Source organism: Streptomyces sp. NPDC059989 (assembly GCF_042736975.1).
GTDB lineage: Bacteria > Actinomycetota > Actinomycetes > Streptomycetales > Streptomycetaceae > Streptomyces.
Map to the genome: position 1 here is coordinate 1 of NZ_JBHWUO010000056.1, position 19324 is coordinate 19324.

Sequence of the window (19324 nt, forward strand, 5' to 3'; positions counted from 1 at the left end):
GGGGCTCCGCCCCAGACCCCGCGCCTCAAACGCCGGCGAGGCTGGATATGCCGCCGCGCGGCAATTCCAGCCCGCCCGGCGTTTGAGGGCACGGGCGCGCAGCGCACGTACGGGGTCTGGGGCGGAGCCCCGGGTGGGGGCCCCTCCCGGACGGAGTCTGGGGGAGGTGGAAGGGCGGGCAGGGGACCAGCCGCGCGCAGCGGCACCCGCACGGGCCGGATCACGCCTGTTGCGGGTCCGCGGCCCTGCATAGACTCCCGTAACCCGCCCCCGTCCGAAGGACCCCCGGTGAACCAGACGTACGCGCTGACCGCCGTCGCCGTCGTCGTCCTCGCCACCGTCCTCGTCGGCGCGCTCGGCCTGCGCATATCCCGGACCACCTCCGACTTCTACGTCGCCTCCCGCACCGTCGGGCCCCGCCTCAACGCGGCCGCCATCAGCGGGGAGTACCTCTCCGCCGCGTCCTTCCTCGGAGTCGCCGGGCTGGTGCTGCTCCAGGGGCCCGAGATGCTCTGGTATCCGGTCGGCTACACCGCCGGGTACCTCGTGCTGCTCGTGCTCGTCGCGGCCCCGCTGCGCCGCTCGGGGGCGTACACGCTGCCCGACTTCGCCGAGGCCCGTCTGGAATCCCCGGCGGTGCGCCGGATCGCGGTGCTGTTCGTGGTCGGGGTGGGGTGGCTGTACCTGCTGCCGCAGTTGCAGGGCGCGGGGCTGACCCTGGAGATCCTCACGGGGGCCCCGCACTGGGTGGGCGGGGTGGTCGTCGCCTTCGTGGTGAGCGCGGCCGTCGCCGCCGGCGGGATGCGCAGCATCACCTTCGTGCAGGCCTTCCAGTACTGGCTCAAGCTCACCGCCCTCCTCGTCCCCGCCTTCTTCCTCATCGCCGCCTGGGCCGGGGACGGCGCGCCGCGGGCCACCTTCGACGCACCGGCGGTCTTCCGCGCGCACACGGCCGTCACGCTCGCCGAGGACGTCCGGATGTCGGTGGACGCGCCGCTGACGCTGACGGTCACCGGGCAGGTGGACGGGCGGCAGTACGAGGCGGCCCCGCTGACGCTCGCGGCCGGGCAGCATTCCGTACGGGCCCACGCGCGGCTGGAGTTCACCCCGGGCTCGGTGGTCCCGGAGACCCGGGCGGAGGCCGGTCTGGGCGTGTCCAGCTGGTCGGAGCCGCTGTCCGGGGACCGGCCCGAGTACCGGCTGTACGCGACGTACGGGCTGATCCTGGCGACCTTCCTCGGCACCATGGGCCTGCCGCACGTCGCCGTGCGCTTCTACACCAGCCCCAACGGCCGGGCGGCGCGCCGCACCACGCTGGTGGTGCTCGGGCTGGTCGGGGTGTTCTACCTGCTGCCTCCGGTGTACGGGGCGCTGGGCCGGATCTACGCCCCCGAGCTGGCGCTGACCGGCGACGCGGACGCCGCGGTGCTGGTGCTGCCCGAACGGATGCTGGGCGGGCTGCTCGGGGAGCTGCTGGGGGCGCTGCTGGCCGGGGGTGCGTTCGCGGCGTTCCTGTCGACGGCTTCGGGGCTGACGATGGCGGTGGCCGGGGTGCTGCACCAGGACCTGCTGCCGGCGCGCGGGGTGCGCAGCTTCCGTTTCGCGGTGCTCGTGGCGGTGCTCGTGCCGCTGGCCGGGAGCGTGGCGGCCCGCGACGTGCCGGTGGCGGACGCGGTGGGCCTGGCGTTCGCGGTGTCGGCGTCGTCGTTCTGTCCGCTGCTGGTGCTGGGCATCTGGTGGCGCGGGCTGACCCCGCCGGGCGCGGTGGCGGGGCTGGTGACGGGTGGCGGGGCGGCGTTGAGCGCGGTGCTGGCGACGCGGGCCGGGCTGGCCCCGGCGGGCTGGGTGCACACGCTGCTGGCGTGGCCGGCGGCCTGGTCGGTGCCGCTCGGGTTCCTGACGATGGTGCTGGTGTCGCTGGGTACCCGGTCGCGGATCCCGGCCGGGACGGCGGCCACGCTGGCTCGGCTGCACCTGCCGGAGAACGTGGCCGGGGACCGGGTGGGGAGCGGCCGGTGAGCGCGGTGGGACCGGCCCTGCTCGTCTTGCCGGCGGTGGCGGGCTCTGCCCTGCTGCTGGGCGCGGGCTGGGCGGCGGGCCGGTGGCAGGCCCGGCGGGGCGAGCGGGCGGCCGGGCCGGCTCTGGGGACCCCGGTGGAGCGGGCGACGTTCCACACCCTGCACACGGCTTCGCTGGCCGCTCCCCCGCTGCGCGCGGGGCTGACGGAGGACGCCGCGCGCAAGGCGGCCCGGCGGCTGCGCTCGCTGCTGGGCACGGAGGCGCTGTGCCTGACCGACCGGGAGGCGGTGCTGGCCTGGGACGGCCCGGGCGCCGATCACCACCAGCGGCGGGCGATGGCCCGGGTGGCGGTGATGCTGGAGTCGGGGCGCAGCCAGAGCGTGCGGACCGAGTGCCAGCGGCCGGAGTGTCCGCTGAAGTGGGCGGTGGTGGCTCCGCTGACCGGCGAGGACGGGATGCTGGGCGCTCTGGTGGCGTACGGGTCGCGGGAGTCGGCGGTGCTGGTGCGGGCCGCGACGGAGGTCGCGCGGTGGGTGTCCGTACAGCTGGAGCTGTCCGAGCTGGACCGGTCGCGGACCCGGCTGATGGAGGCGGAGATCACGGCGCTGCGGGCGCAGATCTCCCCGCATTTCATCTTCAACTCCCTCGCCGCGATCGCCTCGTTCGTGCGGACGGATCCGGAGCGGGCCCGGGACCTGCTGCTGGAGTTCGCGGACTTCACCCGGTACTCCTTCCGGCGGCACGGTGAATTCACCACGCTCGCCGAGGAGTTGCGCTCCATCGAGCAGTACCTGGCGCTGGCCGGGGCCCGGTTCGGGGACCGGCTGAAGGTGACCTTGCAGGTGGCGCCGGAGGTGCTGCCGGTGGCGCTGCCGTTCCTGTGCCTCCAGCCGCTGGTGGAGAACGCCGTCAAGCACGGGCTGGAGGACTCCACCGCGGAGTGCCGGATCACCATCACCGCGCGGGACGCCGGCTCGGAGGCGGTGATCACCGTCGAGGACAACGGGATCGGGATGGATCCGGCCCTGCTGCGCCGGATCCTGGCCGGGGAGGGCGGCGGCGGCTCCTCCGGCATCGGGCTGCCCAACGTCGACGAGCGGATCCGGCAGGTGTACGGGGACGCGTACGGGCCGGTGATCGAGACGGGGGTGGGCGCGGGCATGAAGGTGACCGTGCGGATCCCGAAGTACCGTGCCGGTGTGCACAGTTCACCGCCAGGCCACCAGCCGCCCCGGTACTGATCGGCCCGCGGCGTGGCATCCTGACGACCGGCGCGATGTGACCGGAAGGAACGCCGGCGTGCGGGTCGGGCGGGAACAGCTTCGTGACGAGTTACGGGAATGGGTGCGCGGGGGTGCGGAGGGCGGTGGAGCCTGCCTGACCGTGGAGGGCGAGCCGGGTGCGGGCCGGACCGCCTTCGTACGGGAGGCCCTGGCACAGGCGGCGGCGCTCGGCTGCCGGGTGCGCTACGCGGCGGCCGACGCGTTCGCGGTGGACCTGCCGCTGCGCGCCGCCCTGGACTGCCTGCATCCGGCGGGTCCCGGCCGGGCGGCGGTGGTCGCCCTGCTGCGGGAGGCCGAGGGGGCCGCGGTGCCCGGCGGGGCGCTGCTGGCGGCGATGGACCTGCTGGCGGCCGGCGTCGAGGAGTGGTGTGCCCAGCGGCCGCTGCTGCTGGTGCTGGACGACGCGCACCGGGCGGACCCGGCCAGCCTGGCGCTGTGGCGGCGGCTGGCCCGGACCGCGGCGGAGGGACGGCTGCCGCTGCTGCTGGCGGCGACCCGGGCGCCGCTGCCCCGGGCTGCGGAGGCGCAGGGGCTGTGTGCGGCGCCGGGCGGGCGCACGGTGCGGCTGGAGCCGCTGTCCGGGGCGGAGCGGGCCGAGCTGGTCCGCGGTGTGCTGGGGGCGCCGCCCGGGCCCCGGCTGCGGGAGGCGGCGGAGCAGGCGGGCGGCAACCCCCGGCTGCTGCGGGAGCTCCTGGCGCACTGGTCGGGGCTGATCCGGATCGAGGGCGGCTGCGCGGAACTGTCCGTCGCGGAGCAGGAGTTGCCACCGCTGCCCGCCTCCGCTGCCCGGGGGGCGGACTGCCTCTCCGAACCGGCGCGCACCCTCCTGCGGCATGCGGCGCTGCTGGGCCGGGCCTTCACCGCGCGCGAGCTGGCCCTCGTACGGGCGCGGCCCGCCCGGGAGTTGCTCGCGGAGCTGGAGGAGCCGCTGCTGGCCGGGCTGCTGGAGGACACCGGGGACCGGCTGCGCTTCCGCCATCCGGCGCTGCGGCGGGCGCTGTACGCGCAGACCCCCGGCCCGCTGCGGACGGCCCTGCACCAGGACGCCGCGCGGGCCTTCGCCGAGGCGGGGGTGGATCCGGCGCGGACCGCCGGGCAGCTGGTGCGCGGCGGCCGGCTGAGCCCGTGGGCGGTGCGCTGGCTGGCCGCCTCGGCGCCGGCGCTGATCGCCGGGGCTCCGGGGCCGGCGGCGGAGCTGCTGGAGCGGGCCATCGCCCAGGGCGGCTCCGGGGAGCGGGTGACCCTGGACGCGCTGGAGGAGCAGCTGGCGGACGCCGCGCTGATGCTGCGCCGCCCGGAGTCGGTGGCGCTGCTGGGCACCTTGCGGGCCCGGACGACGGACCCCGACGGGCGGGCGGCGGTGGAGTTCAAGCTGGTGTCCGCGCTGATGATCCAGGGGGACATGGCGGGCGCGCTGACGGTCACCGAACGGGCCCTGGCGGGGGCGTTCCCGTCGGCGGTGTGGCGGCTGCGGCTGGAGGCCTGCCGGGTGCTGGCACTGGCCGATCTGCACCGGGCGGCCGAGGCGCTGGCACTGGCCGGGCCGGTGGTGGAGCAGGCCCGCGGCCTGGGGGATCCGCTGTGCGGGGCGGAGGCCCATCACGCCCTGTCCTTCGCACTGTTCCACCTGGGCCGGGGGCGGGAATCGCTGCGGCACGTCGCGGAGGGCATCGCGTGCGCGCGGCGCAGCGCGGACGCCAACGACATGCGGCTGCTGCTGTTGGCGAACCAGGCGGAGGGCCACATGCGCTTCGACGAGCCGCAGGTCGTGGCGGAGGCCCTGCGGGAGGCGCGGGCGCTGGCGGCCGAGACCCGTTCGACGGGGCGGCTGGTGGTGACCGAGGCCCGGCTCGCCGAGTTCCACTACCGGCTCGGCGACTGGGACCAGGCGCTCGAAGGGGTGGCCCGGGCGTGCGCGCTGCCGGTGTCCGACGGCTGGCTGCCGGTGGTGGTACACGGGCTGCGGGCGCTGGTGCTGGGCCACCGCGACGAGCGGGAGGCGGCGCGGGCCGAGCTCGCGGTGCTGCCGGCGGATGCCTTCGGCACGCCCTCGGCGCGCCGCTACGCCTCCCATGTGCTGCTGGCGCGGGCCTTGCTGGCGGAGCGGGACGGCCGTCCGGGCGACGCCCTGCGGGCGCTGCTGCCGGAGCTGGCCGACGGGGCGGAGGAGGAGGCCGCGTACGAGCGCCCCTGGGTGCTGTCGGAGATCGTCCGGCTCGCGCTGGAGAGCGGGGAGGCGGCCACGGCGCGGGCGGCGGTGGCGGCGTGCGGGCGCGCGGCGGCGGCGCTGCCGGAGTATCCGGGTCCGGCGCTGGCCCTGCTGCGCTGCCGGGGGCTGTTCGCGCAGGATCCGGGGCTGCTGGCGGAGGCGGTGGCGCGCGGTGAGCGGGGCGGGTGGCCGCTGGTGCTGGGCCACACCCTGGAGGACCTGGCGGTGGCCCGGGCCTGGCACGGGGACCTCGCCGGGGCCCGGGCGGCGCTGTCGCGGGCGGTGGCGGCGTACGAGGAGCTGGGCGCGCGGTGGGACGTGGCCCGGGCCGATGCCCGGCTGCGGAGCCTGGGGGTGCGCCGGGGCAGCCGGGCCTCGCGGCGGCGGCCGGCGAGCGGCTGGGAGGCGCTGACCCCGGCCGAGCTGAAAGTGGCCCTCCTCGTCGCGCAGGGCCGGTCGAACCCGGAGATCGCGAACGCCCTGTTCCTCTCCCGCCGGACGGTGCAGACGCACGTCTCGCACATCCTGGCGAAGCTGCAGGTGCGGACGCGGGCGGCGGTGGCGGCTCAGGCTGCGGCGCGGTCCCTCGGTCCGTAGCCGGGCATGGCGGCGCGCAGGGCCCGCAGGGCGTAGTGCGTACGGGACTTCACGGTCCCTGGGGGTACGCCGAGCGCCTCGGCGGCCTCGCAGACGGAGGCTCCGCGGTAGTAGATCTGCACGAGTACGGCGCGGTGCTCGGGGCTGAGCAGGCTCAGGGCGTCGCGGATGTCGAGGGCTGCGACGGACTGCTCGGTGCGGTCCTCGGCGGCCGGGGAGTGCGTGAGGGCCTCCGGGCCGACCTCGGTGGGCCGCACCAGCCGGGCCCGGCGCGCGTCGATGGCGAGGCGCCGGGCGACGGTGTACAGCCAGGGCCGCATGGAGGCGTGGCCGCTCTCCAGCGCCTCGGGGTGCTTCCAGGCCCGGAAGAGGGTCTCCTGGAGCAGGTCCTCGGCGCGGTGGCGATCGCCGAAGGTCAGGCCGAGGAGGAAGCCGTAGAGGGCCTTGCCGTGCTCGCTGTGCAGCCGGGCTAGGGCGTGCGCGTCGGTTCTGGCCACGGGGTACCCCTTCCAGGTCGGATACCCCGAGCGTCCCGCGGCCCGCGCGGTGAGTTATCCGCCGCTTGGCGTATCCCCCGCCGCCTGCGCCGAACGGTCCTCCCACACGCCGAACGGTCACCCGGACCGGTCCACACCGCCGCGCAGCGGCAGACCGGCCGCCCGCACCCGGGTACGCCCGTGGCCCCGGCCCGCCCGGGAAGGGGCGGGCCGGGGCCACGGGGGAAGAGCTAGCTCCAGCTGGCGTGCAGCGGCTTGCCCTCGGCGTAGCCCGCCGCCGACTGGACACCGACGACCGCCTTCTCCTCGAACTCCGCGAGGGAGCCGGCACCGGCGTAGGTGCACGAGGAGCGGACGCCCGCGATGATCGAGTCGATCAGGTCCTCGACGCCCGGACGGGCCGGGTCCAGGAACATGCGCGAGGTGGAGATGCCCTCCTCGAACAGTCCCTTGCGGGCACGGTCGTACGCGGACTCCTCCGAGGTGCGGTTCTGCACCGCACGCGCCGACGCCATGCCGAAGGACTCCTTGTACAGGCGCCCGTCGGCGGACTGCTGCAGGTCGCCCGGGGACTCGTACGTCCCCGCGAACCAGGAGCCGATCATCACGTTCGACGCACCGGCGGCCAGCGCCATCGCCACGTCGCGCGGGTGACGGACACCGCCGTCGGCCCACACGTGCTTGCCGAACTTCTTCGCCTCCGCCGCGCACTCCAGCACCGCGGAGAACTGCGGGCGGCCCACGCCGGTCATCATGCGGGTGGTGCACATGGCGCCGGGGCCCACACCGACCTTGATGATGTCCGCGCCGGCCTCGATCAGGTCGCGCACGCCCTCGGCGGCGACGATGTTGCCCGCGACGATCGGGACCTTCGGGTCCAGCGCGCGGACGGCCTTGATCGCGTTGATCATCGACTCCTGGTGGCCGTGCGCCGTGTCGATGACGAGCGTGTCCACGCCCGCGTCGAGCAGCTGCTTGGCCTTCTGCACGAAGTCGCCGTTGATGCCGACGGCGGCCGCGATGCGCAGCTTGCCGTTGGCGTCGGTGGCCGGGGTGTACAGGGTCGCGCGCAGCGCGCCCTTGCGGGTCAGGAGGCCGACGAGCTTGCCGTCCTTGTCGACGGCCGGGGCGAGCTTGCGGTGGCCGGCGTCGAGCTTGTTGAAGGCCTCGCGGGGGTCGATGTCGGCGTCGATGAGCAGCAGCTCCTTCGACATGACCTCGGAGAGCTGGGTGAAGCGGTCCACGCCGGTCAGGTCGTGGTCGGTGACGACGCCGATCGGGCGGTTGTCGGCGTCGACGACGACACCGGCACCGTGGGCGCGCTTGGGCAGCAGGGACAGCGCGTCGGCGACGGTCTGGGTGGGCGCCAGCGTGATCGGGGTGTCGAGCACGTGGTGGCGGGTCTTCACCCAGGAGATGACGTCGGTGACGATCTCGATCGGGATGTCCTGGGGGATGACGACGATGCCGCCGCGGCGGGCGACGGTCTCGGCCATCCGGCGGCCCGCGATGGCGGTCATGTTCGCCACGACCAGCGGAATGGTGGTGCCGGTTCCGTCGGGCGAGGAGAGGTCGACGCCCTGGCGGGAACCCACCGCGGAGCGGCTCGGCACCATGAACACATCGTCGTACGTGAGGTCGTACGGCGGCTTCAGGTCATTGAGGAAACGCACGTGCTGAACATCCCAGTCGATCGGAGGGGCCGGCCCTGCCCGTCAGGGCAAGCCGAGGAAACGCACGTACTTCATTCTCCCACGTCCCGGCGTTTACCACGCCCGGGCTGATCGTCCAGGACATACCGGGCCCTGTGGTCTTTTCCTACGGGACCTTGGTCCTGGCGCGGTGGACGGGGCCCCTGCCGCCGGTGAGCGGGAGGATCGACCCCCCGTACCGGACGGCCGTGAGTTCGGCGGCGATGGCCAGGGCGGTCTCCTCGGGGGTTCCGCCGCCGAGGTCGAGGCCGATCGGTGAGCGCAGCCGGTCCAGGGCGGCCCGGGGGACGCCTTCCTCCAGCAGCCGCTCGGCCCGTTCGGCGTGGGTGCGCCGCGATCCCATGGCTCCGACGTAGGCGAGCGGCAGTCGCAGGGCGAGTTCCAGCAGCGGTACGTCGAATTTGGCGTCGTGGGTGAGGACGCAGACCGCCGTACGGGTGTCCAGCCGGCCGGCGTCCCATTCCGCGGCCAGGTGGCGGTGCGGCCAGTCGACGATCACCTCGTGGGCGTCGGGGAAGCGGGCCGGGGTCGCGAAGACGGGCCGGGCGTCGCACACGGTGACCCGGTGGCCCAGGAAGGCGCCGATCCGGGTGAGGGCGGAGGCGAAGTCGATGGCGCCGTAGACGATCAGCCGGGGCGGCTCGGCGGCCGACTCGACGAGCAGGGTCAGCGGCTCACCGCACAGTCCCCCCGCCGTGCCGAGCTCGGCGGTGCCGGTGCGCCCGGCGAGCAGCAGGTCGCGTACCTGTGCGGCGGCGGCCCGGTCCAGGGCGGCCCCGCCGCCGAGGCCGCCTTCGTGGGATCCGTCGGCGTGGACGGCGAGGGCGCGGCCGAGCTGCTGGGGCGGGCCGGAGACCACCCGGGCCAGCGCGACCCGTCTGCCGCCGGCGGCGGCGTCGAGCACGGAGCCGATGACGGGCCGTACCGGATCGTGCCCGCGGACCGGGGTGACGAGGACGTCGAGGACTCCCCCGCAGGTCAGCCCCACGGCGAAGGCGTCGTCGTCGCTGTAGCCGAAGCGGTGCACGCCGCCCCGGCCCGATTCGATCGCGTCGAGGCAGAGCTCGTGCACGGCGGACTCCACACAGCCCCCGGAGAGGGAGCCGAGCGCGGTGCCCCGGTCGTCGACGGCGAGGGAGGCGCCGGGTCCGCGCGGGGCGCTGCCGCTGACGGCGACGATGGTGGCCAGGGCGAAGTCCCGCCGGGCGGCACACCACGCGCGTAGCTCTTCGGTGAGGTCGAGCATCAGCGGATGTACTCGCGGCGCGCGGCCTGTCCGGGGATGAGGGGCCGGGGAGGCAGCGCGGCCGGGGTGGGGGGCCGGGCGGCGGGCGGTCGGGCCGCCCCCGGGACGGCCGTCCGGGTGGCGGCGGAGCGGGCGGGGCCGGCGTATCCCTCGGGTGCCCGGCCGCGCGTTCCGAGGAGCTTCGCGGCGTGGGCGACGCTCGCGAGGGTGGCGTGGTGGTGCCAGCCCCGGAAGGAGCGGCCTTCGAAGTCGCGGATGCCCACGGGTTCGCAGGTCTCGGCGAAGTCGAGGGAGACGCGGTCGGTCAGTTTGGCGAGCAGGAAGAGCTGGGCGAGCGGCCGGTCGCCGATGTTGGTGATCCAGAACTCGGAGGGCAGCAGGGCGGCTTCGGTCCAGGCGCCGACGAGCAGCAGCGGGGTGGGCGGCGCGGGCACGGGCCGGTCCTCGCAGGGGGTGGCGAGGATGGAGGCCGAGGTCAGCAGGGTCACTGCGCCCTCGGCCCGGCCGTGGCGGGTCCATTCGACGACGCGGCGCTGGGAGCGCAGGGAGTCGATGAGTTCGCGGGCGGGCGCGGTGTGCGGCCCGGGTTTGTGCCGGCCGGCGCCGCCGAAGGAGACGGGCAGGGAGCCGTCGACCTTGAAGACGAAGGGGATGTCCTGGAGGGCGAAGGATTCGATGCTCTGCGGCAGATCGGAGTTGGCGACCTCCATCACCACGGGCCGGCGCTGGAGTTGCCAGGTGGCGGCCATCCGCTGGACGGCGTGTACGGCGTCCTGGGCGGGGGTGAGCGAGCGGGCGGTGTCGGGGATGCCGGCACGGCGGCGGCGGAGGAGTTCACTGGTCCAGGGCCCGGGGAGGGTGAGGGTCCATTCGACCGGGAAGCTGGCTTCGCTGGAGGCGAGCCAGATGCCGCTGGCCTGCTGACAGTTGGCGGTGCGGCCGAGCTGGGGGACGAACTGCCGGCCGACGCCGACCGAGCGGTCGCCGGCCTTCTCTATGACCATGGGCTGGAGCACCCAGGCCAGCGGGCGCTGCGCGGTGCGTTCGAGGTGCTGGGCGAGGGAGCGGCGGACCGGGGTCCAGTCCCAGGGGGACTTGCTGATGAACTGCTGGAGGCTCTGCTCGACGGAACTGGCCCCTGTTCCGGCGATGTTGCGGATTGTTTTCTTCCCGGTGGTCCGCACGAGGCCGTTCAGATAAACGCGGGCCCAGTTTCGCTGGTCCCGCCGGGGTAAGGACTCGAAAAGAAGAGAGATCAGGACGTCGATCAATTCGGAGATTTCCTTCGTGGAATCCTCCGGCAGGACTACGCGAGCCATCTGGGCCTCCCCCGCGACCAGCTAGATCCAATACCCTACTTGACCGCAGAGAACGGCCGTAGGCCCCGGCGGCTACTTCCTGAGGTCGCTGGCAGAATCGAGCCGCTCTTCCTCTATCACGAGGGGGATGGGGATCTGGTTCGCCGCATAGTAGAGCGCGATCAGGAAGTGTGCGACAAGGGTGAGCGTTGCGGAGTAGAAGGCCAGTACGACGGTGAGGGGGTAGGCGATGGCGCCGAGGCCGAAGCGCACCCGGGTGGCCCGGGCCCCCTCCTTGTCCACCTGCTCGTGGAAGAGGTGGCCGACGCGGGTGACGTACCACCAGAAGGCCAGGAACGCCAAGGCGTAGGCCACGGTGACGGCGCTGTAGAGGACGGCGGCCGGATTGGCGGAGCCGCCTTCCTCCATGAGGTGCTCGGCGAGGACGTTGGTGGTGTACGGGACCACCGATACCACCATCAGCACCAGGAGATTCAGGAACAACAGCGGGCGGTCGACCTTCTTGATGTGACTGAAGATGGTGTGGTGGTTCACCCACATCACGCCGATGATGAGGAAACTCACGACATAGGCGGCGTAATGGGGCCACTGTTCCCGGACGCCGTGCCAGAACTCCGATCCCGATTCTTCTGGAACCTTCAATTCCAGAACGAGGATGGTGATGATGACGGCGAATACGCCGTCGCTGAATGCCTCGACCCGCCCGGTTTCGCTTTCCATGGCCTCCCCTTCACCACTTCTTGCATATATCTACGACCTGCCACACATACGGGGAGGGCGCAGGTCCCCCGCCCTCCCCGCATACGCTACCCAGATTTCGCCGATCAGCCGCCGAATCCGGCGGTCTGGCGCCAGATTCGGCCATCGCGGACCACAAGTGTCCCGAACGCGTGCTCCGGTTCGCCGTTCAGGTTCATGATCGCGCGGTAGAAGATGGTGTCGTCCGTCTCGATGTACTCCTGGAGTTCGACCAGGGTGGGCTTGACCGTGAGATAGCCGGTGAACGTCTCGCGAACGGCGTCGATGCCGACCGAGACGCCCTCGAAGCGCAACAGCACGGCGTCGTCGGTGTAGTTCTTCATCACCGCGTCGATGTCCAGGGCGGCCAGGGCTTCCATCTGGCGGACGAAGACCGGGTGCAGCTTGGAGATGTCGTACTTGGCCATGTCGACTCCCATTCGTTCAACTGGTGGAGGAACCGGTGGATGAACCGGTGGGGGAACTGGTGGAGGCGGGTGGATCGGCAGGTGGGACGGCGGGCGGCGGGCAGGCCTGGGCGCTGCCGGCGAAGGGCAGCCGGACGACCATCCGGGTCTCCCCCGGACGCGAGCGGGCCGTGATCGACCCGTGGTGGCGCTGGGTCACGATGCGGTAGCTGAGGTGCAGCCCCAGGCCCGTGCCCTTGCCCACGTCCTTGGTCGTGTAGAAGGGTTCGAAGATGCGCGGCAGGGAGTCCTCGGGGATTCCGCGCCCGGTGTCGCCGATCTCCACGACCATGCAGACGCCTTCGGCGCGGGCGCGCAGCGTGAGGACGCCGGAGCCCTCCATCGCCTCGGCGGCGTTGTCGACCAGGTTGGTCCACACCTGGTTCAACTCGCTCGGGTAGCCCGTCAGTTCGGGCAGGTCGGGCTCGTACGCGCGCACGATGCTGATCCCGGTGAGCTTGGACCGCAGCACGACCAGCGTGTTCTCCAGTCCGTCGGTCACCGAGAAGCGCTGTTCGGGGGCCCGGTCGAGATTGGCGTAATCGCGGGTGGCGGCGACGAGTTGGGAGATGCGCGGGCCGGCCGCCCGCAGCTCGGCGGCGAGCGAGCGGATCTCCAGGAGCGCCGCCAGGTGGTCCAGGGCGGGGGCGAGGGCCGGTTCGCCGACGCCCTCCAGGCGCTCCAGCAGCCAGCCCAGCTCCAGCCCGAGGTCGGAGACGCCCGAGCCGAGCAGGCCGGGCCGTTCGGTGCCGGCCTCCTCCGCCCAGTCGGCGATCTCCTCCTCGGCGTCGGCCTGGGCGAAGGGGTCGGTGGTCACCGGCGGCGGCAGCTTGTCCAGCTCGTCGGCGAGCCGGTCGAACACGGAGCGCTCCGAACCGGTGGCCGCGGCCCCCCAGGCCTGGGCGGTGCGGGTCAGCCGGTCCAGGGCGGGAGCCAGTTCCTGCGCGGCCCGGGCCACGGCGGCCGCCGGGTTGTTGAGCTCGTGGGCCAGCCCCGCGGCCAGGGTGCCGAGCGCCTCCACGGTGGCCCGCTTGCGGGCCTGCACCTCGGAGGACTTGATCCGCCAGGCCAGTACGGGGATCAGTACGGCGGCCACCCCGTGGCAGCGGGTCAGCATTTCGAAGAACACCGCCTTGGGGTACGCCACGACGGTGGTCGACGGCCCGCTCGCGGCCGCCGTGGCCACGTAAGCGCCCTCGGTCAGCAGCGGGAGTTCGCCGGTGAACCGGTGGGCGGCCGACGGTTTGCCGTCGTGGTCCTCGGCGGCGACGCTCTCCTCCTCGGTGGAGTGCCGGGTGAGGACCTCCTCCCGTCCGTCCACGACCTTGGTGACGACCAGCCCGCCCGAGAGCAGCACGTGGAAGCCGGTGGCCTCCTCGCCGTCCCGGAAGAGGACCTCCCCGTCGGCGAGGACCCGGGGCTCGGAGACCGAGACCAGCCAGTCCAGCTGTTCCTCGGTGATCCCGGCGAAGATCTCCAGCCCGTGCAGGGCGGACCTCAGTTCCGAAGACTCCGAAGTCTCCGAAGACTCCGTGGGCTTCGTGGGCTTCGTGGGCTCCGACGCGTTCATGCCGTGCTCCCCTCGGCCCGGGTGCGGGCGGCCAGCCGCAGGGTGACCAGCAGGGCCAGCGCGCACACCCCGGCGACGGCGGCCATGAAGCCGACCGAGGTGCGGTGCAGCCCGTGGATGTTGGTCAGCATCCCGGCGAGGACCGCCGGCACGCTCATCGCGAGGTACGCGAAGACGTAGACGGCGGCGGTCAGTTCGCCGCGGTGCGCCGGGTCGGCGAGCGCGCTCAGGGCCCGGAAGGAGCCCAGGAAGGCGGCGCCCCAGCCGCTGCCGAGGACCGCGGTGGCCACCAGGAACACGGTGGCGGAGCCGAGGCCCAGCGCGAGCAGGACCAGGCCGAGCCCCGCGAGCAGCCCCAGCAGTCCGAGGACGGCGGTGCGCAGCGCCTCGGTGCGGCCGAGCACCAGCTGGGCGACGGTGGCGGCCCCGGCGAGCAGGGCGACCGTGGCGCCGCCGACGAGGTAGTTGTCGGACTCGAGCAGGGACAGGGCCAGGTGCGGGCCCAGCGAGAGGTAGAAGCCGCCCACCGACCAGACGGCGACGATGGTCAGCACGAGGACGGCGAACCGGCCGCGGGCGCCGGCGGGCACGTGGATCCGGTGCGGGACCACCCGGAAGCGGCCGCCCGCGCCGGGAGCGCTCTCCCGCATCCGGGCCACGCCCACCAGGGTCACGGCGAAGGCCCCGACCAGCAGCAGGTAGCTCAGGACGGTCGGCGCGGGCGCGTACTGGACGAGGAGTCCGGCCCCGATCCCGCCGAGCCCGATCCCCACGGTCGGCCCCGCGCTGTTGACCTGGGCGCCGAGCGCCGGCCGTGAGCGCGGGGCGAGTTCCAGCAGGGCCGCGCCCATGGCCCCGGTGGCGAGGCCCACGGCCAGCCCCTGTACGGCGCGGGCGGCCAGCAGCAGCCCCAGCCCCTGGGCCCCCGCGAACAGTCCCATCGAGACGATCGCGAGGACCAGCCCGGCGGCCAGGACCGGGCGCCGGCCGAGGGTGTCGGACAGCGAGCCGAACAGCAGGAGCCCGGCGAGCACGGTCACGGCGTAGAGGGCGAAGACGACCGTGATCATGCCCGAGGACAGCCCCCATCTCTGCTGGTAGAGCACGTACAGGGCGGAGGGCACGGAGGAGGAGAGCATCAGCAGGACGAGGACCGCGCCCACCACCCAGAAGCCGGAACCTCTGGGTGCACTGGCCGCCGCTGCGGCTGGGTGCACGGCAACTCCCGTGGTCGTCTTGGATGTGTCGGCCACTGCTTTCAACTCCCCGTTGTGGACGGTGGTCAGGCGAGGGCCTGGGCCCTCGCCAGCGCGCGGGCCGTGAGCACCCCCGCCAGATGGCCGAGGTACTCGGCCGAGGTGCCGCGCCCGGGGACGAAGAGCTCCCGGGGCTCGGCGCGGAAGGCCGCGAGCACGGCGTGGGTGGTGTACGGGCCGCCGCGCAGCCGGGCTTCGACCCCGCGCAGCCGCAGCGGGCGGGCGGTGGCCCCGGTGACGGCGATGCGCGGCCCGTCCGGGGTGACCCGTACGGCGGTGGCGCACACCGGGTAGCGGGTGGCCCGGTCGGCGGTCTTCTCGAAGGCGGCGGCCCGTCCGGCGGCGGGCACCAGCAGCGCGGTGAGCACGGCTCCGGCAGGCACGCCGGAGGCCGCGAACTCCTCGGCCGGTACGGTGCTGCGCCCGCCGGGACCGGCCAGTTCGACCACCGCGTCGGCGGCGATCGCGGCAACCGGCAGGTCGGTGGCGCGCCCGCCGGCGGCGAGGTTGCCGCCGGCGGTGCCGAGGTTGCGGACCTGGGGGTCGCCGTTGGCGCGGGCCGCGGCGGCCAGCTCCGGAGCCTGCGCGAGGACCAGCGGGTCGGCGGAGAGCTCGGCGAGCGTGGTGAGCGCACCGATCCGGATCCCGTCGGCGGTGCGGCCGATCCCCCGGAGCTCCTCCAGCCGGCGTACGTCGACGAGCAGGCCGGGCCCCTCCCGGTCGAACGCGGCGGCGCCGGTCCGCAGATCGGGCAGCAGGCTCTGTCCGCCGGCGAGCACCCGGGCGCCGGGCGTCCCGGCGAGCAGGGTCAGCGCCTCGTCGAGGCCGACGGGCCGGACGTAGTCGAACTCGGTGAGGATCACTGTGCTTCTCCTCGCAGGCGGCGCCAGACCTTCTCGGGCGTGAGCGGCATGTCGATGTGCTGCACGCCCAGGTCGGACAGGGCGTCGACGACGGCGTTGACGACCGCCGCGGCGGGCGGGACGGTGGCGATCTCGCCGGCGCCCTTGGCTCCCAGCGGGTTGTGCGGGCTGGGCGTGACGGTCTTGTCGAGCGCGAAGAACGGCACGTCGGCGGCGCGCGGCAGGGCGTAGGTGGTGAGGTCGGCGGTGACGAGCAGTCCGTTCTCGTCGTATTCGGCGGCCTCCATCAGCGCCTGGCCGAGGCCGTGCACGATGCTGCCCTCGATCTGGCCGAGGACCACCTTCGGGTTGCCGATGTTCCCGGCGTCGTCGACGGCGGTGTAGGCCACCACCTCGGTCTCGCCGGTGAGTTCGTCGATCTCGACGACGGCGACGTGCGTGCCGAAGGGGTAGTTGAAGTCCGGCGGGTCGAAGTGGGTGGTCTCGTCGAGGGCCGGCTCGATCTCCGGGGGCAGCCCCCAGCCGTACCACATGGCCATCGCCAGCTCGGCGAAGGTCTTGGTGTTCTCCTCGTTGCCCTCTTCGTAGACCTTGCCGCCGGCGTAGACGACCTTGCCCTCGGGGACTCCCAGGAAGACGGCGCCGGCCTTGACCAGCTTGCTCTTGATCTTCCGGGCGGTGAGGGCGACGGCGGGCGCGGCCATGCTGTAGGAGCGCGAGCCGTAGGTGCCCTGCCCGTAGGGCGCCTTGAGGGTGTCGCCCTCGTACACCTGGACCTGGGCCGGGTCGATGCCCAGCTCGTCGGCGGCGACCTGCGCGAAGACGGTGCCGTGGCTCTGCCCGGTGGAGGCGGAGCCGACGGTGACGGTGACCTCGCCGGTCGGGTGGACGCGGATGTTCGCGCTCTCCCACGTGCCGCCGAGCATGCCCTCCTTGGACATCCGGGTGGAGGGGCCGACCCCGCAGATCGCCACGTAGGTGGCCAGACCCACGCCGAGCCGCTTGCCGCGGGTGCGGGCCTCGGCCTTGCGGGCGGGCATGTCGGCGTAGCCGGACAGCTCGATGGCCCGGTCGAAGTTCAGCTGGTAGTTCCCGGAGTCGTAGGTCCAGCCCAGACCGTTGTCGTACGGGAACTTCTCCTTCGGCACCAGGTTCTTGCGCCGCACCGCCGCCGGGTCCATGCCGATCTCGGAGGCGTACCGGTCGACCAGGCGCTCCATGAGGAAGGCGGCCTCGGCGCGCCCGCTGCCGCGCTGGGCGCCGAGCGAGACGGTGTTGGTGAAGGCGGCGTAGACCTCGCAGAAGGCGGCGTCGATGTCGTACATCCCGCTGATGGAGCGGCCCATCAGGGCGGTGGCGACACCGGGGCCGATCGTCGACGGGTAGGCGCCGAGATTGGCGTAGCTGGTGCAGCGCACGGCCGTGATGCGGCCGTCGCGGGTGCCGGCGAGGGTGACGTGCTGGCGGTGGTCGCGGCCCTGGACGGTGGAGTTCATCAGCCCGGTACGGGTGTCCACCCACTTCACGGGCCGGCCGAGCGCCTTGGACAGCAGCAGGACCAGCGCCATGTCGGGGTACAGGTACCCCTTGGTGCCGAAGCTGCCGCCGACGGTCGGGGCGACCACGCGGAGCTTGTTGAAGGGGATGCCGAGGACCAGCGCGGAGAGCAGGAAGCGGTGGTTGTGCGGCCCCTGGGTGGAGGCGTAGAGCGTGTACTCGCCGGTGGCGGCGTTGTAGTCGCCGACCGCGCCGCGGGGCTCGATGGGGCTGTTGATGGTGCGCTGGTTGACCAGGTCCAGCTCTACGGTGACCTCGGCCTCGGCGATGGCCGCGTCGGTGCGGTCCTTGTCGCCGCAGGTCCAGTACGCGTTCAGGTTGCCCGGGACCGCCTCGTGCAGCTGGGGCGCGCCGTCGGCGAGCGCCTCGTCGGCCCGGGTGACCACGGGCAGCGGCTCGTACTCGACGGCGATGGCGGCCAGCGCGGCGGCGGCCTGGCGCGGGGTCTCGGCGACGACCACGGCGATGGGATCGCCCACGTGGCGGACGGCGTCGCCGGTCAGGACCGGGCGGGCGCCGGGAAGTCCGTAGGGGTGGGGCGGGAAGTGGCTCTCGACGCCGCCGGGGATCCAGATGCAGGGCAGCGGCATCACGTCGGTGAAGTCGGCGGCGGTGGCCACCTTCAGCACTCCGGGCAGCTGCTCGGCGGCCTTGGTCTCGATGGAGAGGATCCTCGCGTGGGCGACCGGGCTGCCCAGGATCGCCATGTGCGCGGTGCCCGGCAGGTCGATGTCGGCGACGTACGTGGCTTCGCCGCGCAGCAGCTGCGGGTCCTCGCGGCTGTCGAGCGGCTGCCCCAGCACGGTGTGCTCGGGCTCGGGTGCGGGTCCTGCTTCTGCCTCCTGCGGCTGGGCCGTCTGCTCCCCCGTCACTGCGGTCATGTCCTCACACCTCCTGTCTCACTGTGTCGACAAGCGGCTCCGCCGCGGGTGCGCAGGCGCGCTGCACTCCCCGTACGACGCTGTGGTAGCCGGTGCAGCGGCACAGGTTGCCGGTGAGCCACTCGCGGATCTCGGGCTCGGTGGGGGCTTCGCCGCCGGCGGTGGATTCGACGAGCTCGCCGAGCGCCATGACCATGCCGGGCGTGCAGAACCCGCACTGGGTGCCGTGTTCCTGGCGCAGGGCTTCCTGGAGGCCGGAGAGTTCGCCGCCCGCGGGGGTGACGCCCTCGATGGTGGCCACCTCGGAGCCGGCTGCCGAGACGGTGAGGATCAGGCAGCTCTTCACGGAGCGGCCGTCGAGCCGGACGACGCAGGAGCCGCACTGGCCGGTGTCGCAGCCGACCTTGGTACCGGTCAGACCGAGGCCGTCGCGGAGCCGTTCCACGAGCAGTTCGTTCGGTTGCGCCGAGAACTGTTCGGGTCTTCCGTTCACGTTCAGTGTGATATCCATGCCAGCGCCTGCGCTTCCGTGAGCGGCCGGTTGAAGAGGGGCCCGCCGGGCTGTTGGAGAATTCCCCCGGTGTGCAGCGGGCCGGTGTCGACGGGTGCGAATCCGAGATCCGTGATGATTCCCGCGACGATTTCCTTCGATTTCCCGTCGTCGCCCGCCGTGAAATGCGCCAGGCGCTCACCGGACGCGGTGCCGGCGACGGCGAGAGTTTCGAAGTGCATGGTGTTCAGGGATTTCACGACCTGGGCGCCGGGATACCACTCGGCGACCAGATCGCTGGAGCCCCGCCCGCCCAGATCGGCGGGGGCGCCGGCGCCGGCGAACGCGTTCGTCGCGTCCACCAGCACCTTGTCCTGTACGACGTGCGGCGGGAGCAGCCCCCGTACGGTCGCGAAGGGCACCATCAGCACCAGCAGGTCGGCCCGGCCGGCCGCCTCGGCCGGGTGCGCCGCCGAGGCGGCCGGTCCCAGTTCGGCCACGAGCGGGCCGAGGGTCTGCGGGCCCCGGGCATTGGCGAGCACGACGTCGTGTCCTGCCGCCACGAGGATCCGTGCGAGGACCGTGCCGATCCGCCCGGTGCCGATGATGCCTGTCCGCAT

At 73.5% G+C, this 19324-nt stretch carries 15 protein-coding genes; 3 read left to right on the forward strand and 12 right to left on the reverse strand.

Features of this window, described 5'->3' with window-relative positions:
- Positions 1–288 precede the first annotated feature (288 nt).
- The 3 genes from ACFWBN_RS33275 to ACFWBN_RS33285 are packed head-to-tail and all read left to right on the forward strand — an operon-like array spanning position 289 to position 6108.
- Positions 289–2019: a cation acetate symporter gene (locus tag ACFWBN_RS33275; RefSeq protein ID WP_385183313.1), complete on the forward strand. Its 1731-nt coding sequence runs from the start codon at positions 289–291 to the stop codon at positions 2017–2019.
- Entirely contained in the window at positions 2016–3260 is a 1245-nt protein-coding gene (locus tag ACFWBN_RS33280; RefSeq protein ID WP_385183317.1) for a sensor histidine kinase, read from the forward strand. The genes ACFWBN_RS33275 and ACFWBN_RS33280 overlap by 4 nt, the downstream gene beginning before the upstream one ends.
- Before the next feature lie 58 nt (positions 3261–3318).
- Positions 3319–6108 carry a LuxR C-terminal-related transcriptional regulator gene (locus tag ACFWBN_RS33285; RefSeq protein WP_385183320.1) on the forward strand — a complete coding sequence of 930 codons (2790 nt, stop codon included), beginning with the start codon at positions 3319–3321 and terminating at the stop codon, positions 6106–6108.
- On the opposite strand, the gene ACFWBN_RS33290 is transcribed toward ACFWBN_RS33285, so the two are convergent.
- The 12 genes from ACFWBN_RS33290 to ACFWBN_RS33345 form a co-directional block, all read right to left on the reverse strand.
- Complete coding sequence (locus tag ACFWBN_RS33290) at positions 6078–6605, reverse strand: sigma-70 family RNA polymerase sigma factor (protein ID WP_385183322.1); 528 nt, start codon at positions 6603–6605, stop codon at positions 6078–6080. The two genes, ACFWBN_RS33285 and ACFWBN_RS33290, sit on opposite strands and share 31 nt — an antisense overlap.
- Positions 6606–6835: 230 nt before the next feature.
- Positions 6836–8278, reverse strand: a complete 1443-nt coding sequence (locus ACFWBN_RS33295; protein WP_385183326.1) for a GuaB1 family IMP dehydrogenase-related protein — start codon at positions 8276–8278, stop codon at positions 6836–6838.
- Between the two features lie 145 nt (positions 8279–8423).
- Positions 8424–9563 carry an XdhC family protein gene (locus ACFWBN_RS33300; protein ID WP_385183328.1) on the reverse strand — a complete coding sequence of 380 codons (1140 nt, stop codon included), beginning with the start codon at positions 9561–9563 and terminating at the stop codon, positions 8424–8426.
- On the reverse strand, positions 9563–10882 hold the full coding sequence (locus ACFWBN_RS33305) for an IS701 family transposase (RefSeq protein WP_385183331.1): 1320 nt from the start codon (positions 10880–10882) through the stop codon (positions 9563–9565). Before ACFWBN_RS33305 ends, ACFWBN_RS33300 begins: the two co-directional genes overlap by 1 nt.
- A 72-nt stretch (positions 10883–10954) precedes the next feature.
- Entirely contained in the window at positions 10955–11602 is a 648-nt protein-coding gene (locus ACFWBN_RS33310; protein WP_385183334.1) for a TMEM175 family protein, read from the reverse strand.
- Positions 11603–11706: 104 nt separating this feature from the next.
- Complete coding sequence (locus tag ACFWBN_RS33315; protein WP_385183337.1) at positions 11707–12048, reverse strand: nuclear transport factor 2 family protein; 342 nt, start codon at positions 12046–12048, stop codon at positions 11707–11709.
- A gap of 16 nt (positions 12049–12064) precedes the next feature.
- Positions 12065–13657 (reverse strand): ATP-binding protein, encoded by a 1593-nt coding sequence (locus tag ACFWBN_RS33320; protein WP_385183339.1) that lies wholly within the window; start codon positions 13655–13657, stop codon positions 12065–12067.
- The gene (locus ACFWBN_RS33325; protein ID WP_385183342.1) at positions 13654–14874 is read right to left on the reverse strand and encodes an MFS transporter; all 1221 of its coding nucleotides are present in this window, start codon (positions 14872–14874) and stop codon (positions 13654–13656) included. Before ACFWBN_RS33325 ends, ACFWBN_RS33320 begins: the two co-directional genes overlap by 4 nt.
- Before the next feature lie 65 nt (positions 14875–14939).
- Complete coding sequence (locus tag ACFWBN_RS33330; RefSeq protein WP_385183345.1) at positions 14940–15776, reverse strand: FAD binding domain-containing protein; 837 nt, start codon at positions 15774–15776, stop codon at positions 14940–14942.
- Positions 15773–18214 (reverse strand): xanthine dehydrogenase family protein molybdopterin-binding subunit, encoded by a 2442-nt coding sequence (locus tag ACFWBN_RS33335; protein ID WP_385183348.1) that lies wholly within the window; start codon positions 18212–18214, stop codon positions 15773–15775. Before ACFWBN_RS33335 ends, ACFWBN_RS33330 begins: the two co-directional genes overlap by 4 nt.
- 4 nt (positions 18215–18218) lie before the next feature.
- Positions 18219–18725 (reverse strand): (2Fe-2S)-binding protein, encoded by a 507-nt coding sequence (locus tag ACFWBN_RS33340; RefSeq protein ID WP_385183350.1) that lies wholly within the window; start codon positions 18723–18725, stop codon positions 18219–18221.
- Positions 18710–19324 carry an NADPH-dependent F420 reductase gene (locus ACFWBN_RS33345; protein ID WP_385183353.1) on the reverse strand — a complete coding sequence of 205 codons (615 nt, stop codon included), beginning with the start codon at positions 19322–19324 and terminating at the stop codon, positions 18710–18712. The genes ACFWBN_RS33340 and ACFWBN_RS33345 overlap by 16 nt, the downstream gene beginning before the upstream one ends.